This is a genomic window from Xanthomonas prunicola, from assembly GCF_002846205.1.
Taxonomy (GTDB): domain Bacteria; phylum Pseudomonadota; class Gammaproteobacteria; order Xanthomonadales; family Xanthomonadaceae; genus Xanthomonas; species Xanthomonas prunicola.
The window spans coordinates 1-24,536 of record NZ_PHKV01000019.1 but is presented as its reverse complement, the minus strand read 5'-3'; the positions used below and the strand labels follow the sequence as shown (position 1 = coordinate 24,536).

Genomic DNA, 24,536 nt, shown 5'->3' with positions numbered 1-24,536 from the left:
CTCACCCGCCCTTCGGGCACCCTCTCCCGCATGCGGGAGAGGGGAGACAGCGGGGTTTGCTGGATCTGTCGCTGGCGGGTGGGGGGATGTGCCGGGATTTGCTGGCTCTGTCGCTTGAAGGAGAGGGGAAACAGTGGGGTTTGGTGACTGCTTCGCTTGCCCGGCACAGTGAGCGGGTGGGAGCTGGATGCCGTCGGCGATGGCGCGCGCAACGGCGGCGCGCAGGCTTTCGGCCATGCGCTCGGCGGCGCGGCCAGTGGGCGCGGCCAGGGCGATGCGCGGGGCCGGGGCGTCGGATACGTGCGCTTGCGCGATGCGCAACAGCAGCAGGCGGGCGATGGTGGTGGTCTTGCCGGTGCCGGGGCCGCCGGTGACCAGCAGCAGGGTGCGGCGCAGGGCCAGGGCGGCTGCCTGGGCCTGGCGGTCTGGGGAGTGGGACGGGGCGGGTGGGTTCGTGCCGTCTTGGTGGTGGGATGGCTCGGGTAGGCCCGTCCCTTCCTGGTAGACGGAGGGCTCGGGTAGGCCCGCCCCCTCACCCGCCGTTCGGGCCCCCTCTCCCGGGGGGAGAGGGGTTGGGGTGGCGTTCGGGAATAACTGCGCGAACAGCGGTGCCAGCGTGGCTGCGTCGAAGGGAGGCGGCGACTGGGCGGCAATGCGTTGCAGGCCTAGCGCCAGGCGGCGCTCGTATTCGCGATAGCGGCGCAGGTAGAGCAGGCCGTGTTCGAGGACCAGCGGGCAGTCGGCGGCGGCGGGGTCTTCCGGATTGGGTTGGTCGACCCAGCGCGAGGCGGCGAGCGCGCGTTGCCAGTCGGTGGGGTCCGGCAGAGTGGGCGCCGGGCCGTCGCGTTGGTCCAGCAGCATGCCGGCGCGCGCCGGGTCCAGCCCGGCATGGCCGCTGGTGACCGCCAGGGACGCGAGGGCGGCACCGGCCAGGACCAGGGCGTCGGTCTCCGGATCCAGGCGTTGCAAGCTCTGGGCGAAGGCCAGGTCCAGCGTGCGCAGGGCCTCGGCCTTGATGAGCGCGCTGAAGAGGTTTGGGTGATTCATGGGGTGGATGCCTGACGGGCGGACGGACCCTCACCCCATCCCCCGCTCCGCGCCCCAGCCCGCGCGGGCGCTCCAGGGCATGCGCGCCAGTGGCGCGCAACCAGTGCCTTATCGTCCCGGCGGGAGCGGGGCATCGGTACGTCGGCGGTGAGGCGCTGTGCGCTAGTGGACATTGGGCGTGCCTGGGTTGCTGGCTGTCGGCTGCGGGATGCTGCCGGCGAACAGGGCGTCCAGGGCGTCGACCAGGGCCGGGTCGAAGCGCCAGGCGTGGACGCCGGGGGCCGGGGTGCCGGGGTCGGTGGAGGCCGCCGCGTCCAGGCCGCGGCAGAACAGGTAACGCACGCCGCCGAAGTCGCGGGTGTAGTCGTAGCCGCCACCGTCGGCGGCATCGCCCAGGCGGAAGCGCAGCCAGCGGTGCAGGGCCACGGTATAGATCAGCGCCTGCAGTTCGTACTCGCTGTGCGCCATGGCGCGCGCCAGGGCGTCGGCATCGTAGCTGGGCAGGCGGTTGGATTTGTAGTCGAGCACGTACCAGCGCCCGTCCACGGTGTAGGTCAGGTCGATCAAGCCGGTCATCAGGCCTTCCAGGCGGTGGCGCGCGCCGAAAGCCTGGCGGTCGCCGACCACACCAAACCGATGCAGCAACGCCAGCAGCGCATCGACGCGGGTGGGCCGCATGGCGAAGTGGAATTCCATTTCGTTGCGGCGCTGCGGTTCGGGGACGTCGGCCAGGCGAGTGCCTTCGGGCAATGCCACGGTGAGGGTGTGGCCGATCAATGCGGTGAGCATGCGCAGGCCGTCGTCGAGTTCGTCCTGGGCGTAACCGCCGCGTTGCAGGGCCTCGAGAATGGGGGCGGCCTGGCCCTCGGGTGCGGATTGGCCGGGCTGCCAGGCATGCCAGGCGGCGAAGTCGCAACGCTCGAACACGTCGTGCATCACCACGCCGAAGCGGTTGCCGGCAAAGCGCGGGTCGAACGGGTCTGCCTCGATGGCCGCGGCAACCGCCACCGCCTCGCTGCCGGGCGGTTCGTCACTGCCGCCGCTGCCGACGACGGTGGCGCTGGCCATCGGATCGGTGGCCGCGCCGGCATCGGCATTGGCCAGTTGGGTGAAGCTGTAGACCCACCACTCGGGTGCGATGTGCCGCTGCGGATTGCGCGCAGCCGGCACCTGCGCCTCGAGCGGTGGCGGCAGGCGTGGCAGGTTGGCCGGCGGGGTGGATGTGTCGACCACCACTGCGCCCTCGCCTGCAGCGCCCTGCAGCGCGTCGAGCGCGCGCAGCATGCCCGACAAGGCGGTGCGTTCGTGCTGGTGGAAGCTGCCGCTGGCGATCCACAGCGCGTGCTCGGCGCGGGTCAGGCCGACGTAGAGCAGGCGGGCGTCTTCGGCGCGTTGTTCCTGCTTCCAGGCCGCTTCGGCGGCGCTCCAGGTGGGGTCGTCCTTATCGCGGCTCCATTTGGACACGTTCCAGTGCAGCTGGCGGCCGAGCTCCGGCGCATGCACCACGCAATGGCGGCCGGCGCCCTTGTCGCCGCGGCCGATGCCGATGTACGGCAAAAACACCAGCGGATATTCCAGGCCCTTGCTCTTGTGCAGGGTGACGATCTGCACGCGGCGCGCGTCCGATTCCAGCCGCAATTGCTGGGCTTCGTCGTTGTCGTCGGCATTGGCGATGCGCCGCGATAGCCAGTCGACCAGGCCATGCGGACCGAGTGCGCGGGCATCGGCTTCCTGCAGCAGTTCGGCCAGTTGCAGGTAATTGGTGAGGCGGCGCTCGCCGTCGACCAGCGCGAGCAGGCGTTGCCCATGCGTGGCGCCGAGATCGCCGATCAAGGCCAGCGGACCACCGCGCTGCCAGCGTTCGCGCCAGTCCAGCGCCTGTTGCTGCCAGCGGCGGTGACGCTCACCGTCGCGTGCCAGTGCGGCGATGGCGGAGGCGTCTTCGCCGATCAACACCGTGGCCAATGCGGCGCGCAGGCGGCTGTCGTCGCCGGGGTCGAGCAAGGCCTGCAGCAGGGCGAGCAGTTCCAGCGCTTCGTCGGTGGCGAACAGACTCTGCTTGCCGGCCGCCACCGCCGGGATACCCACCGCGCCGAGCGCCTGTTGCATGCGCGTGGCCTCGCCATGACTGCGCACCAGCACGGCGATATCGCCGGCCTGCACCGGGCGCGCATTGATGGTGGCCGTGCCATCGCGGCCACCGGCCAACCAGCCGCGGATCGCGACGACACAGGCCGCAGTGGCCAACTCGCGTGCGCGGCCGGCGCTCCAGGGTTTGGGCTTGCCTGCTTGCTTGGTTTTTGCCGCTGCCGCGGCAGGTGGCAGCGGCGGTTCCGGCGCGCGCCACAGCGTCAACGCCGGCGCAGTGGCGCCGTCGCGTTGCAGGTCGGCATCCACGCGCTTGGTGCCGGGCTGCACCGGGTGGAAGGCGATGCCGTCGGTGAGGAAGGCATCGCTGTAGCCGGCCTGCGCGTACAGCGCGTCGATGGCCGCCAGCACGCCGGGACGCGAGCGGAAGTTGTGGCTCAGCGGCGGTGCGAGTTCGGCAGTGACTGCGGCGGCCAGATAGGTGCGCACGTCGCCACCACGAAAGCCGTAGATGGCCTGCTTGGGGTCGCCGATCAGAAACAGCGCCGGTTCCAGACCGGCCGCTTGCGCGAGCGGGCCTTCGCCGAACACGTTGGAAAAAATCGCCCACTGGCGGTCGTCGGTGTCCTGGAATTCGTCCACCAGCGCGATGGCGTATTGCGCGCGCAGGCGTTGTACCAAGACCTCGGCTTGCGGGCCTTCCAGTGCATGTGCCACACCATCCACCAGATCGTCGTAGGTCTGTACGCGGCGTTGCCGCTTGAGCAGCGCCAGCCGTGCGATGGCATCGTCGCGCAGGGCGTGCAGCAGGGCGATGCGGCGACGGCTGCGCCATTGCTCGACACGCGCCAACGCAGCGAGATAGCCATCGATCTGGTGGCTCATCGGCGAGCTTGGCGTGCGGTCGACACACTTCTTGTTGGTGCCGGCGGCCAGTTCCGCATCGGTCAACTTGAGCAACTTGGGATGCGGCGCAGTGTTGAACGATGGCGCGGCAGCGAAGCTCTCGAACCAGTGCCACAGCGATGCCAGCCACTCGGGTTTGTAGCTGACCTTGCTCAGGATGCCGCCATCGATAGCCGACATGATGGCGTCGAAAAACGCGGTGCCCTGCGCGTGAAACGCGCTTGCCAGCGCGTGGCTTGCATCGTGCACGGCCTGCAGCAGTGCGTCGGCATCGTCGCTGCCGGCGTCGGACGCCGCCGGCAGGATCGCCGGATGCCGCACCAGGGCGCGCAGGTCGCTGGCCAAGGCCGGCGGGCCGCCCGACCACAGCGCGATGAGGTCTTCGGCCATCGCCGCATCGGCCGCGCGTTGCCGCCACAGATCGGCCGCAAGTTCGCCGAGCAATTCGCGGTCGTTGGCGAGCAGTTCCGGCGCGGCGAACGCCTGGCCGCTTTCCAGCGCGTGTTCGCGCAGCACGCGCGCGCAGAAGCCGTGGATGGTGAACACCGCGGCCAGGTCGATTTCTTCCACCGCCTGCTGCAGGCGGCGGCGCAGGGCCGCGGCGGTTTCGGTGCCGGTGGCCAGGTGGGTGGCGAGGATGGCGCGGCTCAGCAGGATGTCCGGCGCTTCCTGTCGAAGCAGCCCTGGCCGCGACGGGTCGTCGGCGTGGTCGGTCGCGGCCGGGGCCGCTCCGACAGAAGCCGGTGGAGCGTTGGGTACCTGCGTTGCAAATGGTTCGGTTGCGGGCGAGGCATCCGGCACCAGGCTTGCGGCCAGCACCAGGCGCTCGCGGATACGGCGGCGCAGTTCCTGCGTCGCCGCTTCGGTGAAGGTCACTGCCAGGATCTGGCCGATGCGCAAGCCGCGTTCGACCACCAGCCGGGTAAACAGCGTGGCCAGGGTGAAGGTCTTGCCGGTGCCGGCGCTGGCTTCGATCAGGCGCACGCCATGCAGCGGCAGGTGCAGGTACGGGTCGGTGACAGGGTTGGCGCTCATTCGGCGTCTTCCTGCGCGCCGTGCCAGTGGCGCCAGCTCTCGATCAGACGCTCCGTCTCCAGCGTGGCGTCGGCGTTGCCGCGTTCGAGCAAGTCGTAGACGCGATGGCTGGTGATGGCGAACTCGGCGAAGCGCTGCGCATCGGCGAACGGGTCGCGGCCGCGGTTGACCAGGCGCAGCTCCGGGCTGTGCGATTCGCTCCAGCCGAAGCCCGATTGCCACTGCCCGGCAGCATCCTTGATGGCCTTGTCCAGATCATCGCCGCGCGCAGCCTGGTGGTATTTCCAGCTGCTGTACGGCGCGAACGCCAGCGGCGTCTGCAAGCCGTGGAAATACAGCTGCAGCAATTCGGCCAATGCGGCGTGCGCCTGCGTTTGCGACAGCGGCTGCGCATCGATGGGATGCGGACCCAGGCCGTCGTCGTGTTCGAAGAAACGCACGTACGGCGCATGCTCGCCGGCGGCGCGCAGCAGCAACCATTCCAGGCCATCACGAATGGCACTGCGGCCGCTGAGCGCGCCGACATGCACGCGCCCCACTCCGCCTGCATACCAGCCCGGCACACGGCCGTGCAGTTCGATATCGCCGATCTGCACCTGCAGCCGGCGTGACTCGGCCGGCGACTCGCCACGCCACTGCCGGAATGCGTCGGCATACGGGCGCAATTGCGCCACGCGTTCGTCGAGCTGGCGCCGCCCCAACGGGCCGGACGGCAGCAGCGCGCGGGCACGCAGGCGCTCGTACAGGCGCTCGGTGTCGCCGGCCAATGCGGCTTCGAATACCTGCTGCTGCAACCCGTATTGATCCAGCCCGCGCGTCGGTGCGAGCAACGGTTCCAGATCGCTGTCTTCGCCGGCCGGATCGGGTAGACGCATGCCCAGGCGATGGCGCAGGAACTGCCCGGCCGGGTCGGCAAACAGCCGGCGCAACGCGTCGATGGACACGCTGGCCGGCAACGCAATCTCGTCGGCCGGCAATGCACCGGCTATCCACGGCGCCAGCGGCTGCCGCTGGCCGACCAGGCTGTCCACCGCCGGGCGCCACTGCCGGCGATAACTGAAACGGCGTGGGTCGGCGCCGTCGTCGCTCTCCTCGCCCAGCGCACCGAACGCAGCAGCGGCGAATGGCTGCAACGGGTGGCGCACCACCAGCGTGTCGAGTGCGTTACTGGCAGCGTGGTAGTGCGCGGCGCTTGCCAGCAATTCGCTGACCAGCACCGACGGTTCGCGCACGCTGCCATCGCGCGCATCGGCACCCAGATAGCTGAGATAAAACACGTCCTGTGCAGAAGCGAACAACTGCAGGAACAGGAAGCGGTCGTCCTCGCGCGTGGAACGGTCGCCATGCCGGCGACGGTCCGTGCCCAGTTCGGCAGTCAGGCGATTGAGTCCGGCAGCCGGGTCGCGGCGCGGGAAGTCGCCGTCGTTCATGCCGAGCAGGCAGATCACGCGGAACGGCAGCAAGCGCATCGGCACCATGCGCCCAAAACTGATACCGCCGGTGAGCAGCGGCGCGCGCGTGTCCGACTCGCCCAGCACCGCAGCGAAATGTGCACGCACCACCTCGGCCGGCACGGTGCCGGCGTACTCGGCGCGGACTGCATCGCGGGCGAATTGATCGATCAGCGTGCGCAAGCGATCCAGCGCGCGCTGCGCACGCGGCGCGGTGGGCGTGGCCGGAATCAAGGATTCCAGCAAGCCAAGCAACCGCTCGCGCCACTCCACCGGCGTCATCGCTTCGGCCAGCACCGCTTGATGCCGTTCGAGCACGCGCAGCAGCCGCACCAAGGTATCGAGCGCGGCCAGCGCGCTGCCTTCCAGCTGCGGCCACGGTGCTACCCCATCGATGTCGTCGTCGGCACCGCTGGCGTGGCCAAGCAACAGGCGGTCCAGCGCGAAACGCCAGGTGTAGGCATCGTCGCCCGGTGCCTGATGCTGCCGCCGATGCGCCGCATCCAGGCCCCAGCGCGCGCCGGCTGCGTGCAGCCAGCTGCGCAGGCGTTCCAGCCCGGCCTCGTCCAAGCCGGCCGCTTCGGCGATTGGCGCGCTGGCCAGCAGGTCGAGAATTTCATGCAACCCGAAACGTGCGATCGGCAAGCCGAGCAGCGTCAGAAACACCTCGGCCAGCGGCTCGCTCGCCAGCGGGCTGGCATCGGCCAACGCATAGGGCAGCGCATCGTCGTTGCCGTGACTGCCGAACACCGCATCCAGATACGGTACGTACGGGTCGATGTTGGGCGACAGCACCGCAATCTCGCGCGGCTGCAGTGGCGGGTCGAAGCGCGCGTCGTCGAGCAGCGCACGCAGTTGGTCGTGCAACACCTGCAACTCGCGCAGTCGCGTGTGGCAGGCGTGGACCTGCAGGCTGGGGTCATGCAGGTTCACCGCCGGCAACAACGCCGGAACTGCAGGCGCGCGGCGATGGAACAGATCGCTCTGCATGTGCCGCAACAGGCTGTCGCCCAGCCCGCCATCGGCCAACGTGCGACGGCCGGAGTCGAGCGGATCGGCATAGGCCGCAATTTCGGCCAGCGGATGCACGACCTCGTAGTCGCCCACCAGCGCCATGAAATCGCGCCCGGCCGCGCCCCAGGCCTGCAGCAACGGATTCTCCTGCACCTGCTCGGCGAACAGCTGCACGGCACCGTCTTCGCGTCGGCGCTGCCACAAGGTCTGCAGATCGCCCCAGTAACCTTGCGTGGGCGTGGGCAGATAGAAGTGCAGCGTGCCCACGCGCGCTTGCGTGGCCAGCACGCGCAGCACGTCGGGCGAAATATTGAGGATGGCGAACGCGAACACGCGCTTGGGCAGGCCCTGCGGCAACGGCCCATCGGCGCGCGCGTAGCGATCCAGATATTGGCCGATGCGCCGTGCGCGGTATTGCCGGCCGGTAGCGATGCTGCGCCACAGCCGGGCTTGCGGGTCGTCCGGCTCGGCACCACCTTCCCAACGCAGCAACCAGTCGCGTCGCCATGCCTGGTATTTCTCGAACACATTGCCCAACTCGCCGGCCAGCGCCCACGGCTTGAGCGCATCGCCATCGGCCAGGTACCCGGCCAGCGGCGCCAGTGCCGCATCGCTGCCCAGGTCGGCCTGCAGCGCAGCGTACACACGCCACTGCATGGTGGCCATGTCCAGATCGTCGTCGGCCGCGCCGAGATTGCGCTCCAGCGCGCGCGCGACGAATTCGCCTGGGGTGAGAAATTCCAGATTCGCCGCAACACCGTGCTCGGCCGCCAGCGTGGACTGCAACCAGCGCCGCATCGCCACCTGCGGAATCAGCACCACCTCCGGCTGCAACACCGGCTGCCCGGGCACCGGCCGGCGCAACTCCTGCGCGAGCAGGGCAGCCAAGGTATCCAGCGCGTTGGATGGATAAAGACGGAAATCGGGCGCTGGCGTCATACGTGCATGATGCCGCAGGGCAGTCACAACCGGTGAGAACAGCATGTGGCACGGCATGCAGTGTTGCGCAGAAACGTACTGAGACGCACGGTGCTCAAGGCTGCGCAATGCGACAATACTGCACGCGCCAGTCTGGTTATGTTCAGCGGTGCACGGGCTACTCTATCGCGTTGGAATTTTGTTAAAGGCACCGATGACGGCTTCCGCTTCCCCTGTCGTGCAGTTGTCCGGTGTCCGCATCGATCGCGGCGGGCGCACGATCCTGCGCGATGTCTCGCTGGATGTGCCACGCGGCAGCATTACGGCCGTGCTCGGTCCGTCCGGGAGCGGCAAGTCCACCCTGCTGGCGGCGCTGACCGGCGAACTGCGCCCGGTGGCCGGCACGGTCACGTTGTTCGGTAATGCAATCCCCACCGGTAGCCGCGCGCTGCTGGAGATGCGCCGTAACGTCGGTGTGCTGTTGCAGGGCAATGGCCTGCTGACCGACCTCAGCGTGGCCGACAACGTCGCGCTTCCGTTGCGCACCCACACCCGTCTGCCGGCTCCGGTGCTGCAGCGGCTGGTACAGATGAAATTGCATGCAGTGGGCCTGCTGGCTGCGGCCGATGCGTGGCCGCGCGAGTTGTCCGGCGGCATGGCGCGGCGTGTTGCACTGGCGCGCGCGCTGGCGCTGGATCCGCCGCTGATGATCTACGACGAACCCCTCACCGGGTTGGACCCGATCGCCTCGGGCGTGATCATGAGCCTGATCCAGCGCCTCAACGACAGCCTGGGGCTGACCAGCATCATCGTCAGCCACCATGTGCACGAGACGCTGCCGATCTGCGACCAGGCAGTGGTGATTGCCAATGGCGGCATCGTGTTCGCCGGCACGCCTGCGCAGTTGCAGGACAGCACCGACCCGCTGGTGCAGCAGTTCCTGCATGGCCAGCCGGACGGTCCGATCGCCTTCGATGCCGCCCCCCGCCGCGACCGGAGTGCTGCCTGATGGCCTTCGCCGATTCCATTCGTGCCTTCGGCCGCGCCGGCCTGTTTTCGCTCACGGTACTGCGCGGCTCGTTGCCCACGCGCGACTTCATCGCCGAGCTGGTGCGCGAGATCTACAAGGTCGGTGCGCGTTCGTTGCCGATCATCGCCGTGGGCGGCGCCTTCGTCGGCCTGGTGCTGACCTTGCAGGGCTATCGCACGCTCACCATCTACGGTGCGTCGGATGCACTGTCCACACTGTTGGGCTTGTCGCTGTACCGCGAACTGGCGCCGGTGCTGACCGCGTTGTTGTTCATCGGCCGCGCCGGCAGTTCGATTGCCGCCGAGCTCGGCCTGATGCGCGCCACCGACCAGATCAAGGCGCTGGAGCTGATGGCCATCGACCCGGTCGCCAAGGCCGTGGCGCCGCGCTTCTGGGCGGCGGTGCTGACAGTGCCGTTGCTGACCGGCGTGTTCTGTTCGCTGGCGATCACCGGTGGCTACTTCGAAGCCGTGCATGTGCTGGGCATCGACAACGGCACGTTCTGGTCCGGGCTGAGCAACAGCGTGGATTTCTGGGACGACTTTGGCGTGGCGATGCTCAAGTCGGCGATCTTCGGCGGCACCGCCGCGCTGGTGGCCGCCTATGTGGGCTTCCATGCCGAACCGACCATCGAAGGCACCTCGATCGCCACCACCCGCGCGGTGGTGAATGCCTCGCTGCTGGTGCTGATGTTCAACTTCGTCCTTTCTGCAATGTTGTTTAGGTGAGTGGAATAACTATGGCCATGCGTGGACCACGACTCGAATTCGCCGTCGGCGCCTTTTTGCTGCTGACCCTGGCCTCGCTGCTGGTGCTGGCGGTGGCGTCGACCAACCAGCGCTGGGGCTTTGGCTCCAGCCAGTACACGCTGACCGCCCGCTTCAGCCAGATCGGCCAGCTGCGCGCGCAGGCGCCGGTGAAGATCGGCGGGGTGACCATCGGCAAGGTGTCGGAGATCAGCCTGGATCCGACCAAGTTCGATTCGATCGTGACCCTGTCGCTGGATACCAAATACAAGGATCTGCCCGCCGACACCTCGGCCGGCATCTTCACCAGCGGCTTGCTCGGTGAGAGTTATATCGGGCTGCAGCCGGGCGGCGACCCGGACACCCTCAAGCCGGGCGACGAAATCGGCTTCACCCAGCCGGCAGTGGATCTGCTGCAGCTAGTCGGCAAATACATGTTCAGTGGTGGCGGGAGCGGCAGCAATGCCCCGGCCGCCACCAATGGCCAGGCCCCCGCGCCGGCCCAGACCGCTCCTCCCTCTACGGAACCACACCAATGAAAACCACCCTGCTTTCCGCTGTCCTGGCCTCGACCCTGCTGGTGTGCGCACCGGCCACCGTGCTGGCGCAGCCGGCAGCTGCCAGCGCGCCGACGCAGGGCGCAGCGACCAAGACCGTCATCGACAGCAGCACCCGCATCCTGAGCACGCTGGACCAACGCCGTGCCGAGTTCCGTAGCAACCCGGCGGCGCTGCGTCAGTTCATCAATGGCGAATTGAACAAGGCCTTCGACCGCGACTACTCGGCCCGCCTGGTGCTGGGCGTGCATGGCCGCGGCGCGTCCGATGCCGACGTCAAGCTGTTTGCCGATGCACTGGCCGACAACCTGATGCAGCGCTACGGCACCGCGTTGCTCAACTTCGAAGGCAAGCCGACCTTCCGCGCCAAGTCCGAAAGCGCGCTGCCGGGCAACCGCGGCGTCAAGGTCTCCACCGACCTGCTGCGCGCCGGCAACGATCCGACCCCGGTCGATTACCTGATGCGCAATACCGGCGGCCAGTGGAAGATCTTCGACGTGATGATCGAAGGCATCTCCTACGTGCAGACCTTCAAGACCCAGTTTGACGGCCCGCTGCGCGAAAAGGGCATCGCCAAGGTGGCTGCGGAGCTGCGGAGCGGCAACCTGCAGGTCGGTGCGGCACCGGCCAATGGCAACTAATACCGTGCAACGCACGGGCGACACGCTGATCATCACCGGCGTGCTCGACCGTGCCGCGGTCACCGCGGCCTGGGCGCAGGCGATCGCGCAGCTGGATGGCGCGCGCACGCTGGACCTGGCGGGTGTACAACGTCTGGACAGTGCCGGCGTTGCAATGCTGGCCGAACTGGCTGCCCGGTTGCGCCAAACCGGCAGTGGCGCGGTAGTGGGCGAGGCGTCCGGCCTGGACGAATTGCGCGCTGCCTACCGGTTGTCCACCACTCTCGATTTTCAGGCCTGAGCGCCACCCCATGACCCAGTTCCGTTCTCTTCCGTTGTTGGCCTGCCTGGTGCTTGGTGCCTGCGCCAGCCAGGCGCCCAAATCCGCACCGCCCTCGGGCGGTACCGCCATCGCGCCTGCTGCCGATGCCCCGGCACGCGACGCCGCCGGGGTGACCGCGCAGCCGGCCGCCGCCGGCATGGCCGCTCCCGACGCATTGCCGGCCAGCGCTGCTGCTGCCGATCAGCAGGCCGCTGCGGGCAGCGACACCGCCGCTGCAGGCGCGCCGACCGATGCCGAAAGCGACTTCGATGCGTTGTATGGTTCGACCACCCCGCAAGCAGGTGCCAACGGCGCACCGGCACAGCCGGGCGCGGCGCCGGCCTACGACCCGTGGGAGCGCTACAACCGCGGCATGCACCGCTTCAACATGGCGGTGGATCGTGGCGTGGCACGTCCGCTGGCGACGGCCTACACCAAGGTGGTACCGAGCCCGGCCCGGCTGGGTGTGACCAACTTCTTCGACAATCTCGGCACGCCGCTGACCATGGTCAACCAGCTGCTGCAGGGTCACCCGGTCTATGCGGTGCAGTCGCTGGGCCGCTTCGTGATGAACACCACGCTGGGTGTGGCGGGTCTGTTCGACCCCGCTTCGGCGGCCGGCATCCCGCGGCGCAGCGAAGACTTCGGTCAGACGCTGGGCGCGTGGGGCTGGCGCAACTCGCGCTACTTCGAGCTGCCGCTGTTCGGGCCGCGCACCGTCCGCGACACCTTCGGGCTGGCTGGCGATATTCCGCTGTCGTGGGTTCGCCAGGTGGACGACGGCGGTACGCGCTTCGCACTGCAGGGCCTGCAGCTGGTGGACACGCGCGCGCAGCTGATGTCGCTGGATTCGCTGCGCGACCAGGCGCCAGACGAATACGCACTGACCCGCGATGCGTGGATGCAGCGCCGCAATTACCAGATCACCCGCGATCTGCGCAGCCACAGTGAAAAGAACAACGAGCTGCCGGACTACCTGCGCGAGGACAAGGACAACACCGTGCCGGGTAACGCGATGCCGATCCCGAGCTGGGTGCGTTGACCGGTCCGATGTGGTGAGTGATGCACGTAAAAGCCCGGGAGCGATCCCGGGCTTTTACGTTGTGGGCCATGAGGCAGAAACGTTGGAGCGTCGCTTCGAACGCCTGCATTGCGCGGTGTTGCAAAACGCCTGGGTGTGACAGCACTGCTAGGTGCCGTCGTCGCGAGGCGGCACCAGCACCGGTGCCGCCGCATCTTGCGCAGTGATGATTTGCCACTGACCACTCCGCTTGACCCAGATATCGGTCCAGACATATCGGCCCGTAGAGCCGTCTTTACGAGTCCATGTTTCACTCCCGTGAGCGATCGCGGTATCGCCGAAGAACCTGACGCTTACCTCGTCGAGTGTGTTGGAAATGATCTGCTTGGCAGGACCAGTCTCGCGCGTGACCTGGGATTTATCGTATCTGCGGCCCTTGGTATCAGTACCGATGAAGTCCTCGGCAAAGTAAATCCTGCGCTTTGACCGATCTCCTGTAACGACGGACTCGGCCCAGTCTCGAGAACAGTCGATGATGTAACGCTCCGCCTGCGCGTCGGACTTGGACGCCATGCCGGGCGTATGCGAACAGCCACTCAGCATCAAAAACGCAAGCATTGAAGAGCTGACGAAGTGATTGAAGGTCATTTCCTGGTCTCTGGCGCCTCACAAGCACGTTACGCGACATTGCAATGCCGACCGGGCTCTATGCGTGGGCCGCCAACGCCGCATCGATTGCCTGACGCAGGCGTGCATCGTCGGCGGGGATGTCCGGGGCGAAGCGGTCGATGATCTTGCCGTCGCGGCCGATCAGAAATTTTTCGAAGTTCCACACCACGCCGGGCGCGGGGTTGGGTGCAATGCCGTAGCCAGCGAGTTTTTCGCGCATCGGGCCGTCGCCGGTGGTGTGCGGATGCATGCTGGTCAGCGTCTGATACAGCGGGTGCGCCTGGTCGCCGGTGACGGCGATCTTGGCAAACATCGGGAAGGTGACGTCGTAGGTGAGCTGGCAGAACTGCGCGATCTCCGCTTCGCTCCCCGGCTCCTGGCCGTTGAAATCGTTGGCCGGAAACGCCAGCACTTCCAGGCCCTGTTCGCGCTTGTCGCGATACAGTGCTTCCAGCCCTTCGTACTGCGGGGTCAGGCCGCACTTGGAGGCCACATTGACCACCAGCAACACCTTGCCGCGGTAGTCGGCCAAGGTGGCCGGCTCGCCTTCGATGCGGATCACGGGAATGTCGTACAGCGTCTGGCTCATGCGTGCATCCTGATATCCGTAGAGAACGCCGAGCATAGCCCGCACACAAGCGAGTGCGATACCGACATCTGAGTCACGCGTGATCGCCGTTATGGCAGCGCTATGTGCACAGGGATCGGTCTGTCGCCCCGCAGCCGGTTGAACGCTTGGATGTATCGCTGCGTGCCCAAGAAGTGCTCGACGACCTGCACGCGCGTTCGCATCTGGATGCCGATTGGCTGGGCCCCATGGTCGAAGCCGTCGACGCAGCGCGACAGCGGGGCGAATCGACATCGCTGGGTCTGCGATGTCGATGGCATTGCGTGTCAGTTGGCGCTGGTGCTGGCGCACTGCGTGTTCGAGGCGCCGGATCGAGTCGCCCGCCTCACGCAGACATCAGTCGATGCACAACGCTGCTTGGCCCTTGCCGCCGACCACCTCCTGGCGGCAACCGAAGCGATCGCTGTCGCGCTGACAGGTTCCGGTGGTCGCGGTGCCGGTTGGCACAATGCTGGTGGCCAGGCAGTCGCCGCTGCAGTCCGCGTTGTCGGTGCAGGTCTTACCGGCATCGGCATACGGCACGATGCAGCGCGGAATCTGCATGCGGCCGACCGGACGCAGTTGGCCACCTTTCGCGGTGCAGGCTGTGGCGTCGGCGCTTGCCTGTGTGGCAGGTGCCTGAGCGGCCGGCGCAGCGGAAGAGGCGGTTGGCGCATTGCTGCAGGCGGCCAGCAGCAGCGCGCAGACGCAGGTGTAGATCCAACGACTGGACATGGCAAGACTCCCTCGGAAAGTGATGACAAGCATCGCGACATCCATGTCTGCGTGGCGTGGGCGGGGCTGGTAACGCGGTACGGCGGCGCTTGGAATGCGGGCGCGAGATGGACGTTGGGTCATGCCCATCGCACCCAAGGGTGCCTTATCGCGGCGGCAGTCATGATCGCGCTGGCTCATGCCGCTAGCTGCGCAGCGCATTGCCGTTCGCAAGCGCGGACGTCTGCGCGACGCCCTACCGGTAAACCCATCGCGTCCAAATGCGCTCCTGCGAATGTGTCCGTTTTCGACCGCAGTTCGGCGGCCTGTCCGATCTCGCTCCGCTGCCTTATTCGTGCTCGTCGCCGCCGTCGTCCGGTGAACTCGCAATGCCTTCGTCGCTGCCATCGTCCAGCAGTGCCTGCGATTGCTCGCCGGCCAGGGTTTCCACGCCGCGCAGGCGGCGTTCGATGGTGCGGGTCTTGCGGCTGGCTTCGCCCAGGCTCTTGCCGACCGTGCTGATCTGCCGCTCGGCCTTTTCGAGAATGCCGGCGAACTTGCCGAACTCGCTTTTCACTGCGCCCAGCACCTGCCAGACCTCGCTGGAGCGCTTCTCGATCGCCAGCGTGCGAAAACCCATCTGCAGGCTGTTGAGCAAGGCGGTAAACGTGGTCGGGCCAGCCAGTACCACGCGATGCTCGCGCTGCAGCAGATCGACCAGGCCGGCGCGCCGGATCACTTCGGCATACAGGCCTTCGGTCGGCAAAAACATCACCGCAAAGTCGGTGGTGTGCGGTGGGCAGACGTACTTGTCGCTGATCGATTTGGCCTGGATGCGGATGGCGCGTTCCAGCTGCGCGGTCGAGGCCTTGATCGCATCCAGGTCGCCCTTTTCCTGCGCGTCGATCAGGCGTTCGTAGTCTTCGCGCGGGAACTTGGCATCGACCGGCAGCCACACCACCGTGTCGTCGCCGCGCCCAGGCAGGCGGATCGCGAAATCCACCGCTTCGGCGCTGTCGGGTTTAACCCGCACGCCGCGTGCGTACTGCTCCATCGTCAGCGTCTGCTCGAGGATGTTGTCCAGCTGCACTTCGCCCCAGCCGCCACGGTCCTTGACGTTGGTGAGCACGCGCTTGAGGTCGCCCACGCCGGTGGCCAACTGCTGCATTTCGCCCAGTCCGCGCTGTACCTGTTCCAGCCGCTCGGACACCAGCTTGAAGGAAGCATCCAGACGCGTGTTGAGCGTGGTCTGCAGTTTTTCGTCGACCGTGGCGCGCATCAATTCGAGCTTGCTGGCGTTGTCGCTCTGCAGGCTGGCCAACTGCTGCTCGAGCGTGGCGCGCATCTCGCCGATACGCAGTTCGTTGCGCTGGGTGAGTTCGTTCAAACGCTGGCCCAGCGCTTCGGTGAAGCGCTGTTGCGATTGCCCGGCTTCCTGGCGGCCCTTGCGGGAGTCTTCGGCCAGCGCTTCGCGCAGTGCGGCCATGTGCGTGTCGGTGCGCGCGATGAGTTCGGTCAATTGCTGGCCGAACACGTGGATGCGGGTTTCCTGTTGCTGACCGAAACCTTCGAGTTGGGTGCGCAGTTCGGTGAGCCGCAGGGTCAGCAGTTCGCCGGTGCGCTGTTGCGCAAGGCCACTTTCTTCGCGCGCCTTGCGGGCGTCTTCGCCGAGTGCGTCGCGCAGCAGGTCCAGGCGTTGGTCGGTGCGGGTGGACAGTTCGGTGAGATTGCGTGCGAAGGTTTCCAGGCGCGCGTCCTGCTGCCGCGCCAGGCCTTCGAGTTGCTCGCGCAGTTCGCCGCGGCCGTCGCGTTGCTCGGCGCGCAGCGCATGCTCCAGTGCGGTGGTGGACGGACGTCGCAGCAGCGCGAGCAGCTGCAACACGAGGACTACGACAAGCAGCCCGAGAAGGATCAGGGATTGGGATGACATACGCGCAGTGTAGCGGTGCCGGTCGCAACAGCTGCGTCGTGCATCGCGCAACCAGCGGCGATCGCGCGGCGGCACTGCAGGAGGGGGCAGCGCGACAGCGGCCATGACAGACCGCTGCCGTGCTTAAGGCGTCTGCGGTCAGAAGCCTTCCAGTACCAGCTTGCCGCGGGTACGGTGCGATTGCAGCGCGGCGTGGGCGCGGCGCAGGTTGTCGGCGGTGATGCGGCCGTAGTGCTCGCCCAGCGTGGTGCGCAGCACGCCGGTATCCACCAGCTCGGCGACGCGATTGAGCAGATGGTGCTGGGCGATCATGTCGTCGGTCTCGAACAGGGAGCGGGTGAACATCAGCTCCCAGTGCAGCGACAGGCTCTTGCGCTTGAGCGGCAGCGCGTCCAGCGTGGCCGGGTCGTCGATCAAGGCCAGCTGGCCTTGCGGGGCAAGCACCTCGACCAGTTGGGCGAAGTGCTGGTCGGTGTGGGTGAGGCTGGCGACGTGCTGCACCTGCGCGATGCCGATCCGCTGCAGGCCTTCGCTGAGCGGCTGGCTATGGTCGATCACGTGATGCGCGCCGAGGGCGTGCACCCAATCCTGGGTGTCCGGGCGCGAGGCGGTACCGATGACGGTCAGCTGGGTCAGCGTGCGCGCCAGCTGCACCAGGATCGAGCCGACGCCACCGGCCGCACCCACGACCAGCAGCGCCTGGCCTTGGCCGCCGCCTTCGGCAATGCCGAGCCGGTCGAACAACAGTTCCCAGGCGGTGATGGCGGTCAGCGGCAACGCGGCGGCGGCAGCGTCATCGAGCGTGGCCGGCTTGCGCCCGACCAGGCGCTCGTCGACCAGGTGGTACTCGGCATTGGTGCCCGGGCGGGTCAGCGCGCCGGCGTAGTACACCGCATCGCCGGGCCGGAACAGGCTGACCGCCTCGCCGACCGCATCGACCACCCCGCTGGCATCCCAACCGAGTACGCGCGGGGCGTCCACCGCGGCGTTGCTGCGCACCTTGGTGTCGACCGGATTGACCGAGACGGCGTGGATGCGCACGCGCAGGTCGCGCGGGCCGGGGGTGGGCAGCGGCAGCTCGAGTTCGACCAGCGCGCGCGGGTCGTCGATGGGCAGGCCGTGTTGCGGATAGGCAATCGCTTTCATGGCGGGACGTCGTGCGGGAGGGAGCTGCATGGTCGGCCACCTGCATTCACGGAAAAACCGGCAAACTGCGCAAGCACTTTCACAATTGGAGTGAAAATGGTCCGCTTCGATGACTTGGCGCTGTTCGTGCGTACCGCGGCGCTCGGCAGTTTTTCCAGTGCAGCGCGCGAGGCCGACCTGTTGCCTGGTCAGGCCAGCGCAGCGGTGGCGCGGCTGGAGCGCGCGCTGGATCTGCGCCTGTTCGCTCGGTCCACACGCAGCCTGCGGCTGACCGCCGAAGGCGAGCAGTACCTGCCGTACGCGCGCCAGATACTGGAGCTGCTGCGCGACGGACGCGAGCATGTGCGTGGCCACGACAGTGCGCTGCAGGGCTTGCTGCAGGTGACGGCGCCGTCGGACCTGGGCCGCAACGTGTTGCTGCCGTGGCTGACCGAATTCCGCGCCGCGCATCCGAAATTGACCTTGCGGCTGCATTTGTCCGATCAGGTGGCCGACCTGTATCGCGCGCCGGTGGATGTGGCATTCCGGCTCGGGCGCATCGACGATGCGGACCATCTGGCGTTGCCGCTGGCACCGGACAACCGCCGCGTGCTGGTGGCCGCGCCGGCGTACCTGCAGCGCCATGGGCGGCCCGCCACGTTAGACGCGCTGCGCGAGCATGCCTGCCTGCTGTATGTGCTGGCCGGGCGCGCCTACGACCGCTGGCAATTCGAACTGCAAGGCCGCCGCCACGTCGTGCCGGTGCGCGGCGCGATGCTGTGCGACGACGCCGATGTGGTGCGGCGCTGGGCAGTGGCCGGCGAAGGCATTGCCTACAAGTCGTGGCTGGATGTCTGCGCCGACGTGCAGGCCAGGCGGCTGGAGGTGCTGCTTCCCGAGTGTGGCGACCGCCTGCCGCTGCATCTGGTGTGCCCGCATCGCAAGCAGTTTTCACCGGCGATCCGGCAACTGCATGCGCTTTTTGCACAACGCTGCCAGGCGCTGACAGCGTTGTATCCGGTGCGGGCCGATGGGGTCGATGTGGAGTGATCCGGTTGACGGACGGAAAGCCGTGGTTAATTCGCAGGACTTCTTTGGCGCGTCGAGTTGGTCGAATGTGTTGAGCGGATGCATGGCATCAACACGCCATGCCCGCTTCGCGTTGCGCCCTCTGCCGCGCTCACCTCACAGGCTGTTCTCTTGCTGCCTGCGTTTGCGCTGCATTGCGCCTGTCTGCACCGTTACGCCAACCATGTGCACACGGGTTTGGATTCCGCATGGCTTGCTCCGCTGCTGCTGCATGCGCTAATGCCGCGTTCGTTGAAGCACCCATCACGACGGCGGCTCTCGCCTGCCGGTATGACCTCATCCAGCTCCGGTCGCATGCAGCGCTATGCCAATCGCGACGGCCACTCCGGCGTGGTGGCTTACGCGCTGGCCGATGAGGCCATCGCGGTGCGTTTTCGCAGCGGCGAGACGTACGTGTATACCGCCGACAGCGCGGGTGCCGACGTCGTGGCGACCATGCAGCGGCTTGCCACGACGGGGCGCGGTTTGAGCACCTACATCAGCCAGCGCGTGCGCGATGCTTACGCCGGCAAGATCGCGTTGTAGCGGCGTACGCGTGCAGCGGTGAGAATGCAATACGCGCTCTGCTGCTCAGCGCAGCGTACCTCGACGCATACGGCTGCGCTCGCCGCATCAAGCCTCTGGCGTTGCACGCAGAACGCGCCACCATCGCCGATTGGGCACCATCACGCGTAGCAAGGAAGAACACATGCTGGAGATCTACGGAACGCCGACGTCGATCAACGTGCGCAATGTGCTGTGGTTGTGCGACGAGCTGGCACTGGACGACACGCTGCACGCGTATGGCAGCGGCTTTGCATCGGTGCAGACGCCGGCATTTCGCGCACTCAATCCCAATGCGCTGGTGCCGGTGCTGCGCGATGGCGAGTTGGTGCTGTGGGAGTCGAACACGATTTGCCGTTATCTGGCCGCACGCAGCCAACGCCACGATCTGCTGCCAGCCGCACTCGCCGCGCGTGCACTGGTCGAACAATGGATGGATTGGCAGGCCACCGAACTCAATACCGCCTGGCGCTACGCCTTCATGGCGACCGTGCGCGGCAGTGCGGTGCAGACCGATCCACAAGCGATGCGGCGAGCGTGGAGCAGTGGAACCGGCACATGGCGATCCTTGATGCACAACTGCAACGCGGCGGTCCGTTTGTTCTCGGGGCGGACTTCACCTTGGCCGATATCGTACTGGGTCTGTCGACGCAACGCTGGATGGCCAGCCCGATCGCGCAGACGACATTGCCTGCAGTGACGGCGTACCACGCACAGTTGAAAAAACGCGCCGGGTTTCAGCGCCATGCTTGCACCGCCCCGTAACGCTACGCATAACGCCATTGCGAAGCGAACCAGACAACGCAGCAGATGCCTGCGGCACGCTCGCACTGCAGTGGCCTCGACGTGACTTGCGCGTGCGTGGGGTGAGGGTTTGCTGTTGCGAGGCTTGCCGATGACCACGGCCACGCATCAAAGCCGCCTGTTGGCGCTGGGCCTGTTCGCTTTTCTGGGCGCCTTCGCGGCGATCGTCTGGTACCTGATGCGACCCTACGGCACGGTGTATTTTTTCCCGGTGCATTTTTTGATCGGCGCCGCGTTGCCGTTTGTGATCTATGCGATCGGCGGAACCCGGCTATGGTTCTGGCTCGGCCTGGGTGTCGCCGCGCTGGTGCTGCTGCGGTTCAACCTGTGGGGCCATGAGGCCAATGGCGCAGCACCGAGGGTGCGCGACTGGAGCCACTTTGCTGCCGGCGTGGCCGGGCTTGCCGGTGCCTGGGCGGTGCAGCGGTCTATCGCAAGGCGCGTCCACCGCATCGTCCGTCGATTGAGTGAGCGGAAGTCGGCGATTGGGCAGTCGCACAGACAGCGGTGTGTGCTGAGTGCCTGTGCCCGGCGATGGCGTTGCGCGATGCGCCGCGCGAAGCTGATGCCGTGCAGGTGGGTGCCCTGCCCGACCGTCGCATGACCTTGGACCGATAGCTTTGCTGCGCTGCGTTGGGCGACACTCGCGCATTCTTTTGATTCCCGCGAGGTCCGCATGTCGTCTTGGCTCAGGCGCAAATCCATCGATCAGGTCACCGTGCACGAGGCTGGCCGGCAACTGGTCCGCAGCCTGAGTTGGCCGCATCTGATCGCGCTCGGTATCGGCGCCATCGTCGGTACCGGTATCTACACGCTGATTGGCGTGGGTGCCGACAAAGCCGGCCCGGCGGTGCTGCTGTCGTTCGTGGCGGCCGGCATCGTCTGCGCCTGCGCGGCGCTGGCGTATGCGGAAATGGCCACGATGATGCCGGCCGCCGGCAGTGCCTACACCTACAGCTACACCGCGTTGGGCGAGAGCATCGCCTGGGTGGTGGGCTGGAGCCTGGTGCTGGAATACTCGCTGGTCGTCAGCACCGTAGCGGTGGGCTGGTCTGGCTACTTCGTCGGCTTTCTGCAGTGGTTGGGGGTGAGCTTGCCGCATGAACTGATCGCCGGGCCACATGCCGGCGGCATCGTGAACCTGCCGGCGGTAGTGATCACCTTCCTGGTAGCCGGCATGCTGATGGCCGGCACCAAGGAAAGCGCCACGCTCAATGCCGTGCTGGTGGTCTTGAAGATCATCGCGCTGGGCGTGTTCGTGGCCATTGCGTTGCCGACCTTCAACAGCGCCAACCTGCAGCCATTCATGCCGTACGGCTTCTCCAAGGCGATGGGCCCGGACGGCGTGGAGCGTGGGGTGATGGCGGCGGCGGCGATTATCTTCTTCGCGTTCTATGGCTTCGATGCGATTTCCACTGCGGCCGAAGAAACCAAGAACCCCGGACGCGATCTGTCGATCGGCATCGTCGGCTCGATGATCGGCTGCACGCTGATCTACGTGCTGGTGGCACTGGCGGCAGTGGGTGCGATGAGCTTCACCGTGTTCGGCAAGAGTCCGGAACCGCTGGCGCTGATCATGCGCGAACTCGGCCACGGCAAGGCGGCGTTGGTGATCGGTGCAGTGGCGATCATCGCGTTGCCGACCGTGCTACTGGCGTTCCTGTACGGGCAGAGCCGCATCTTCTTCGTGATGTCGCGCGATGGCTTGTTGCCGCGCGGCTTGTCCAAGGTCAATGCACGCACCGGCACGCCCGTGGCGATCACGCTGTTCACTGCGGTGCTGGTGGCGGCGCTGGCGGGCGTGGCGCGGCTGGACGAGATCGCCGCATTGGCCAACGCCGGCACGCTGGCCGCATTCACCGCGGTGGCTGCCTGCCTGTTGGTGCTGCGCGTGCGTGAACCCGGCCGTGCGCGCGCCTTCCGCACGCCGCTGGCGTGGGTCGTGGGACCGGTGGCGATCCTGGGCTGCCTGTACCTGTTCTGGAGTTTGCCGAGCAAGACGCAGGTCTGGTTCCTGCTGTGGAATGCGCTGGGCGTGCTGGTGTACCTGGCGTATGGGCGGCGCAATAGCCGGCTGGCGACGGTTGGTTAGTCCCTTCTCCCACCGGGAGAAGGTGCCCGCGGGGCGGATGAGGGGCGCCTCAGATATCTTTCAGTGCCAACCATGACGAACGCGTCGCCACGCGCCTTCAAGAATGAATCATCGACGGGAAGGTCTTGGCGCTAGCAGTGCTGTGCTGCGCGGCTGCTTGCGGACACGCGCGTTGACCACTCCCTTGACCAAGTGGCGTCGCCCCGCGCCCTAACCCCTCTCCCGCGCGCGGGAGAGGGGGTTTCGGCCTGCTGCGGTCACGGCGCGGTTGCAGGCGTGGCGCAGAACGAGGTTGGGAGTGCGTCCGCCTGCGTGCCCCAGCCCTGCGTCGGGGGCTGTTTAGTTAGTGCGAACGACAGCGTGCCGCCCTGCTGCAGCCGGGCCCAGTCCAGGAACACCTGCCGCTGCGGTGTACCGTTGAAACGCACGCCCTCCACGTACTGCAGCGCGCGGCCATCGGCGCCGGGGGCATCGATGCGCAGGCGTTTGCCGTTGCCCAAAGTGAGCGTGACCCGCTTGAAACGCGGCGCATGCAGCAGGAATTCACCGCTGCCCGGCACCGCCGGATACAGGCCCAAGGCACTGAACAGATACCAGGCCGACATGGTGCCGAGGTCGTCGTTGCCGGTCACCCCATTGGGTGCGTTAGTGAACAACTGTTGCGCGGCGCGCACCACGGTGGCGGTCTTCCACGGTTGGCCGATCAGCGTGTACATCCACGGTGCGTGCAGATCCGGTTCGTTGTTGGGGTTGTAGCGGTACTGGTTGTAATAGCTGTACGGGCCGACCACCCAGTGCGTGCGTGCCCCATTGAGCGGGTCCTTGAGCAGGTCGTCGTAGGCGAAGAAGGTGTCCAGGCGTTTGCCGGTTTGTTCGCTGCCGTGCATGGCCTGCAGCATGCCGGGGATGTCCTGCTGCACCAGCCACTGGTACTGCCAGGCCGTGCCTTCGTGGAAGCCGTGCTCCGAGCGTGGGCTGTAGTGGTCGTCGGAGGGCGCATACCAGTTGCCGTCTTCCAGCCGCGGGCGCGGGAAGCCAGCAAATCCGGTCTCGGCATCGCGCACATCCGCATCCCACACGCGGTGCCAGTTGCCGCCGCGTTTGCGCAGCTGCGCGCTGTCGTCGCTGTGGCCCAGTGCGTGTGCCATCTGTGCGAGTGCGCAATCGGCCAATGCATATTCCAGGGTGGCCGAGCCGCCCTGGTGCGGGTCCACGTCCATGCCCTTGGAAGGAAATGCGCGGTCGTACTGGACGAAGCCGTTGGCCAGATAGTTGGCGTTGCCCGAGCGCCCGGCGTGGCGCGAATTGATCGGCGGCTGGCCGAACGCGTTTTCGCGTAGCGCTGCATACGCCTCCGCCTCGTTGCCTTGCAGCGCACCGAAGCGCCACAGATCCACCAGGAACGGGGTGACCGGGTCGCCGGTCATGATGTTGGTGTCGAAGTTGGCGTAACCCCAACGCGGCAGCCAGCCGCCTTGCTGATGGATCGCCAGCAGCGAACGTCCAATGTCGTGCGCGCGCGCCGGTTGCAACAAGGCAAGCAGCTGGTTCTGCGAGCGGTAGGTGTCCCACAGCGAAAAATACTCGTAGTAGGTCCAGCCGTCGGCGCGATGGATCGCATCGTCGTAGCCGCGATACCGACCATCGGCATCGCTGCCGGTGAGCGGCTGCAGCAAGGCGTGATACAGCGCGGTGTAGGCCACGCGGCGGTCGTCGTTGCTGGCGCCTTCCAATTGCATGCTGGCCAGCTCGCTGCGCCAGGCCTGCTGCGCGCGCTGGCGCATCTGTTCAAGACTGAGCAGCGTGCCGCCCTGCATGCCATCGGCACGCAGATTCGTGCGGGCGCCTTCGGCATCCACATGCGAGATAGCGCTGACCACGGTCACCGCACGCGCGTTGTTGTTTTTGCCTAGCGGGAAGCTGAGCCAGGCGCCGTTGGGCTTGAGTTCGCCGCCCATGCTGTGGCGCGCGCCGGGCACGCCGCCGTCTTCGCCCCACACGCCATGCGCGGTGAACGGGCGATCGAATTCCAGGCGGAACCAGGTGGTGTATTCGTGGCCGCCGCAGAAGCTCTGTGTCGTGAGTTTGCCCTCGACCACGCGGTCGCCGACGATCTGCACCTGGCTGCCGATCACCACGTGGCGGTCGTTGGCCTGCGCCACATTGACCAACACATGGCCGGTGTCTGCGCCCGGCGCGAAGGTGTAG

18 protein-coding genes and 2 pseudogenes are annotated in these 24,536 nt (G+C 67.1%); 11 read left to right on the top strand and 9 right to left on the bottom strand.

Features of this window, described 5'->3' with window-relative positions; all coding sequences use genetic code 11:
* From XpruCFBP8353_RS22110 to recC, 3 genes are all read right to left on the bottom strand, one after another.
* Positions 1 to 1,047 (bottom strand): AAA family ATPase (locus XpruCFBP8353_RS22110; protein WP_211287867.1); only part of this gene is annotated, 1,047 nt, incomplete at its 3' end.
* 162 nt (positions 1,048 to 1,209) lie between these two features.
* The gene (recB, locus tag XpruCFBP8353_RS22105) at positions 1,210 to 5,076 is read right to left on the bottom strand and encodes an exodeoxyribonuclease V subunit beta (protein WP_101365137.1); all 3,867 of its coding nucleotides are present in this window, start codon (positions 5,074 to 5,076) and stop codon (positions 1,210 to 1,212) included.
* On the bottom strand, positions 5,073 to 8,480 hold the full coding sequence (recC, locus tag XpruCFBP8353_RS22100) for an exodeoxyribonuclease V subunit gamma (protein WP_101365141.1): 3,408 nt from the start codon (positions 8,478 to 8,480) through the stop codon (positions 5,073 to 5,075). The genes recB and recC overlap by 4 nt, the downstream gene beginning before the upstream one ends.
* 193 nt (positions 8,481 to 8,673) lie before the next feature.
* Between recC and XpruCFBP8353_RS22095 the strand changes: the two genes are divergently transcribed.
* From XpruCFBP8353_RS22095 to XpruCFBP8353_RS22070, 6 genes are read left to right on the top strand one after another with little or no spacing between them, the layout of a single operon-like run.
* Positions 8,674 to 9,468 (top strand): ABC transporter ATP-binding protein, encoded by a 795-nt coding sequence (locus tag XpruCFBP8353_RS22095; protein WP_101365136.1) that lies wholly within the window; start codon positions 8,674 to 8,676, stop codon positions 9,466 to 9,468.
* On the top strand, positions 9,468 to 10,217 hold the full coding sequence (locus XpruCFBP8353_RS22090; RefSeq protein ID WP_101365135.1) for an MlaE family lipid ABC transporter permease subunit: 750 nt from the start codon (positions 9,468 to 9,470) through the stop codon (positions 10,215 to 10,217). The genes XpruCFBP8353_RS22095 and XpruCFBP8353_RS22090 overlap by 1 nt, the downstream gene beginning before the upstream one ends.
* 11 nt (positions 10,218 to 10,228) lie before the next feature.
* Positions 10,229 to 10,774: an outer membrane lipid asymmetry maintenance protein MlaD gene (gene mlaD / locus XpruCFBP8353_RS22085; protein ID WP_101365134.1), complete on the top strand. Its 546-nt coding sequence runs from the start codon at positions 10,229 to 10,231 to the stop codon at positions 10,772 to 10,774.
* Positions 10,771 to 11,433 carry an MlaC/ttg2D family ABC transporter substrate-binding protein gene (locus XpruCFBP8353_RS22080; RefSeq protein ID WP_101365133.1) on the top strand — a complete coding sequence of 221 codons (663 nt, stop codon included), beginning with the start codon at positions 10,771 to 10,773 and terminating at the stop codon, positions 11,431 to 11,433. Before mlaD ends, XpruCFBP8353_RS22080 begins: the two co-directional genes overlap by 4 nt.
* Positions 11,423 to 11,713, top strand: coding sequence for an STAS domain-containing protein (locus tag XpruCFBP8353_RS22075; protein ID WP_101365132.1), 291 nt, complete (start codon positions 11,423 to 11,425; stop codon positions 11,711 to 11,713). The genes XpruCFBP8353_RS22080 and XpruCFBP8353_RS22075 overlap by 11 nt, the downstream gene beginning before the upstream one ends.
* 10 nt (positions 11,714 to 11,723) lie before the next feature.
* Positions 11,724 to 12,776, top strand: a complete 1,053-nt coding sequence (locus XpruCFBP8353_RS22070) for an MlaA family lipoprotein (protein ID WP_101365131.1) — start codon at positions 11,724 to 11,726, stop codon at positions 12,774 to 12,776.
* Positions 12,777 to 12,923: 147 nt separating this feature from the next.
* Here XpruCFBP8353_RS22070 and XpruCFBP8353_RS22065 read toward each other — a convergent pair whose 3' ends face one another.
* The 5 genes from XpruCFBP8353_RS22065 to XpruCFBP8353_RS22040 all read right to left on the bottom strand — a co-directional run bounded on the left by XpruCFBP8353_RS22065 (position 12,924) and on the right by XpruCFBP8353_RS22040 (position 17,821).
* Complete coding sequence (locus XpruCFBP8353_RS22065) at positions 12,924 to 13,403, bottom strand: nuclear transport factor 2 family protein (RefSeq protein ID WP_101365130.1); 480 nt, start codon at positions 13,401 to 13,403, stop codon at positions 12,924 to 12,926.
* Between the two features lie 58 nt (positions 13,404 to 13,461).
* Positions 13,462 to 14,013 carry a glutathione peroxidase gene (locus XpruCFBP8353_RS22060; protein WP_101365140.1) on the bottom strand — a complete coding sequence of 184 codons (552 nt, stop codon included), beginning with the start codon at positions 14,011 to 14,013 and terminating at the stop codon, positions 13,462 to 13,464.
* A 375-nt stretch (positions 14,014 to 14,388) separates the two neighbouring features.
* The gene (locus XpruCFBP8353_RS22050) at positions 14,389 to 14,766 is read right to left on the bottom strand and encodes a hypothetical protein (RefSeq protein WP_101365128.1); all 378 of its coding nucleotides are present in this window, start codon (positions 14,764 to 14,766) and stop codon (positions 14,389 to 14,391) included.
* A gap of 328 nt (positions 14,767 to 15,094) precedes the next feature.
* Positions 15,095 to 16,627, bottom strand: a complete 1,533-nt coding sequence (gene rmuC, locus XpruCFBP8353_RS22045; RefSeq protein WP_207759704.1) for a DNA recombination protein RmuC — start codon at positions 16,625 to 16,627, stop codon at positions 15,095 to 15,097.
* A gap of 186 nt (positions 16,628 to 16,813) precedes the next feature.
* The gene (locus tag XpruCFBP8353_RS22040; protein WP_101365127.1) at positions 16,814 to 17,821 is read right to left on the bottom strand and encodes a zinc-binding alcohol dehydrogenase family protein; all 1,008 of its coding nucleotides are present in this window, start codon (positions 17,819 to 17,821) and stop codon (positions 16,814 to 16,816) included.
* 96 nt (positions 17,822 to 17,917) lie between these two features.
* Here XpruCFBP8353_RS22040 and XpruCFBP8353_RS22035 point away from each other — a divergent pair, with 96 nt between their 5' ends.
* The 5 genes and pseudogenes from XpruCFBP8353_RS22035 (at position 17,918) to XpruCFBP8353_RS22010 (ending at position 22,328) form a co-directional block, all read left to right on the top strand.
* Positions 17,918 to 18,850 (top strand): LysR family transcriptional regulator, encoded by a 933-nt coding sequence (locus XpruCFBP8353_RS22035; RefSeq protein WP_101365126.1) that lies wholly within the window; start codon positions 17,918 to 17,920, stop codon positions 18,848 to 18,850.
* A 333-nt stretch (positions 18,851 to 19,183) separates the two neighbouring features.
* The gene (locus tag XpruCFBP8353_RS22030) at positions 19,184 to 19,414 is read left to right on the top strand and encodes a hypothetical protein (protein ID WP_101365138.1); all 231 of its coding nucleotides are present in this window, start codon (positions 19,184 to 19,186) and stop codon (positions 19,412 to 19,414) included.
* A gap of 163 nt (positions 19,415 to 19,577) precedes the next feature.
* Positions 19,578 to 20,197 (top strand): annotated as a pseudogene (locus tag XpruCFBP8353_RS22020) (glutathione S-transferase family protein).
* A 130-nt stretch (positions 20,198 to 20,327) separates the two neighbouring features.
* Positions 20,328 to 20,707: pseudogene (locus XpruCFBP8353_RS22015) on the top strand (hypothetical protein).
* A gap of 205 nt (positions 20,708 to 20,912) precedes the next feature.
* Entirely contained in the window at positions 20,913 to 22,328 is a 1,416-nt protein-coding gene (locus tag XpruCFBP8353_RS22010; protein ID WP_101365124.1) for an amino acid permease, read from the top strand.
* A 257-nt stretch (positions 22,329 to 22,585) separates the two neighbouring features.
* On the opposite strand, the gene XpruCFBP8353_RS22005 is transcribed toward XpruCFBP8353_RS22010, so the two are convergent.
* The coding region (locus tag XpruCFBP8353_RS22005; RefSeq protein WP_101365123.1) for a GH92 family glycosyl hydrolase at positions 22,586 to 24,536 on the bottom strand (1,951 nt) is incomplete at its 5' end.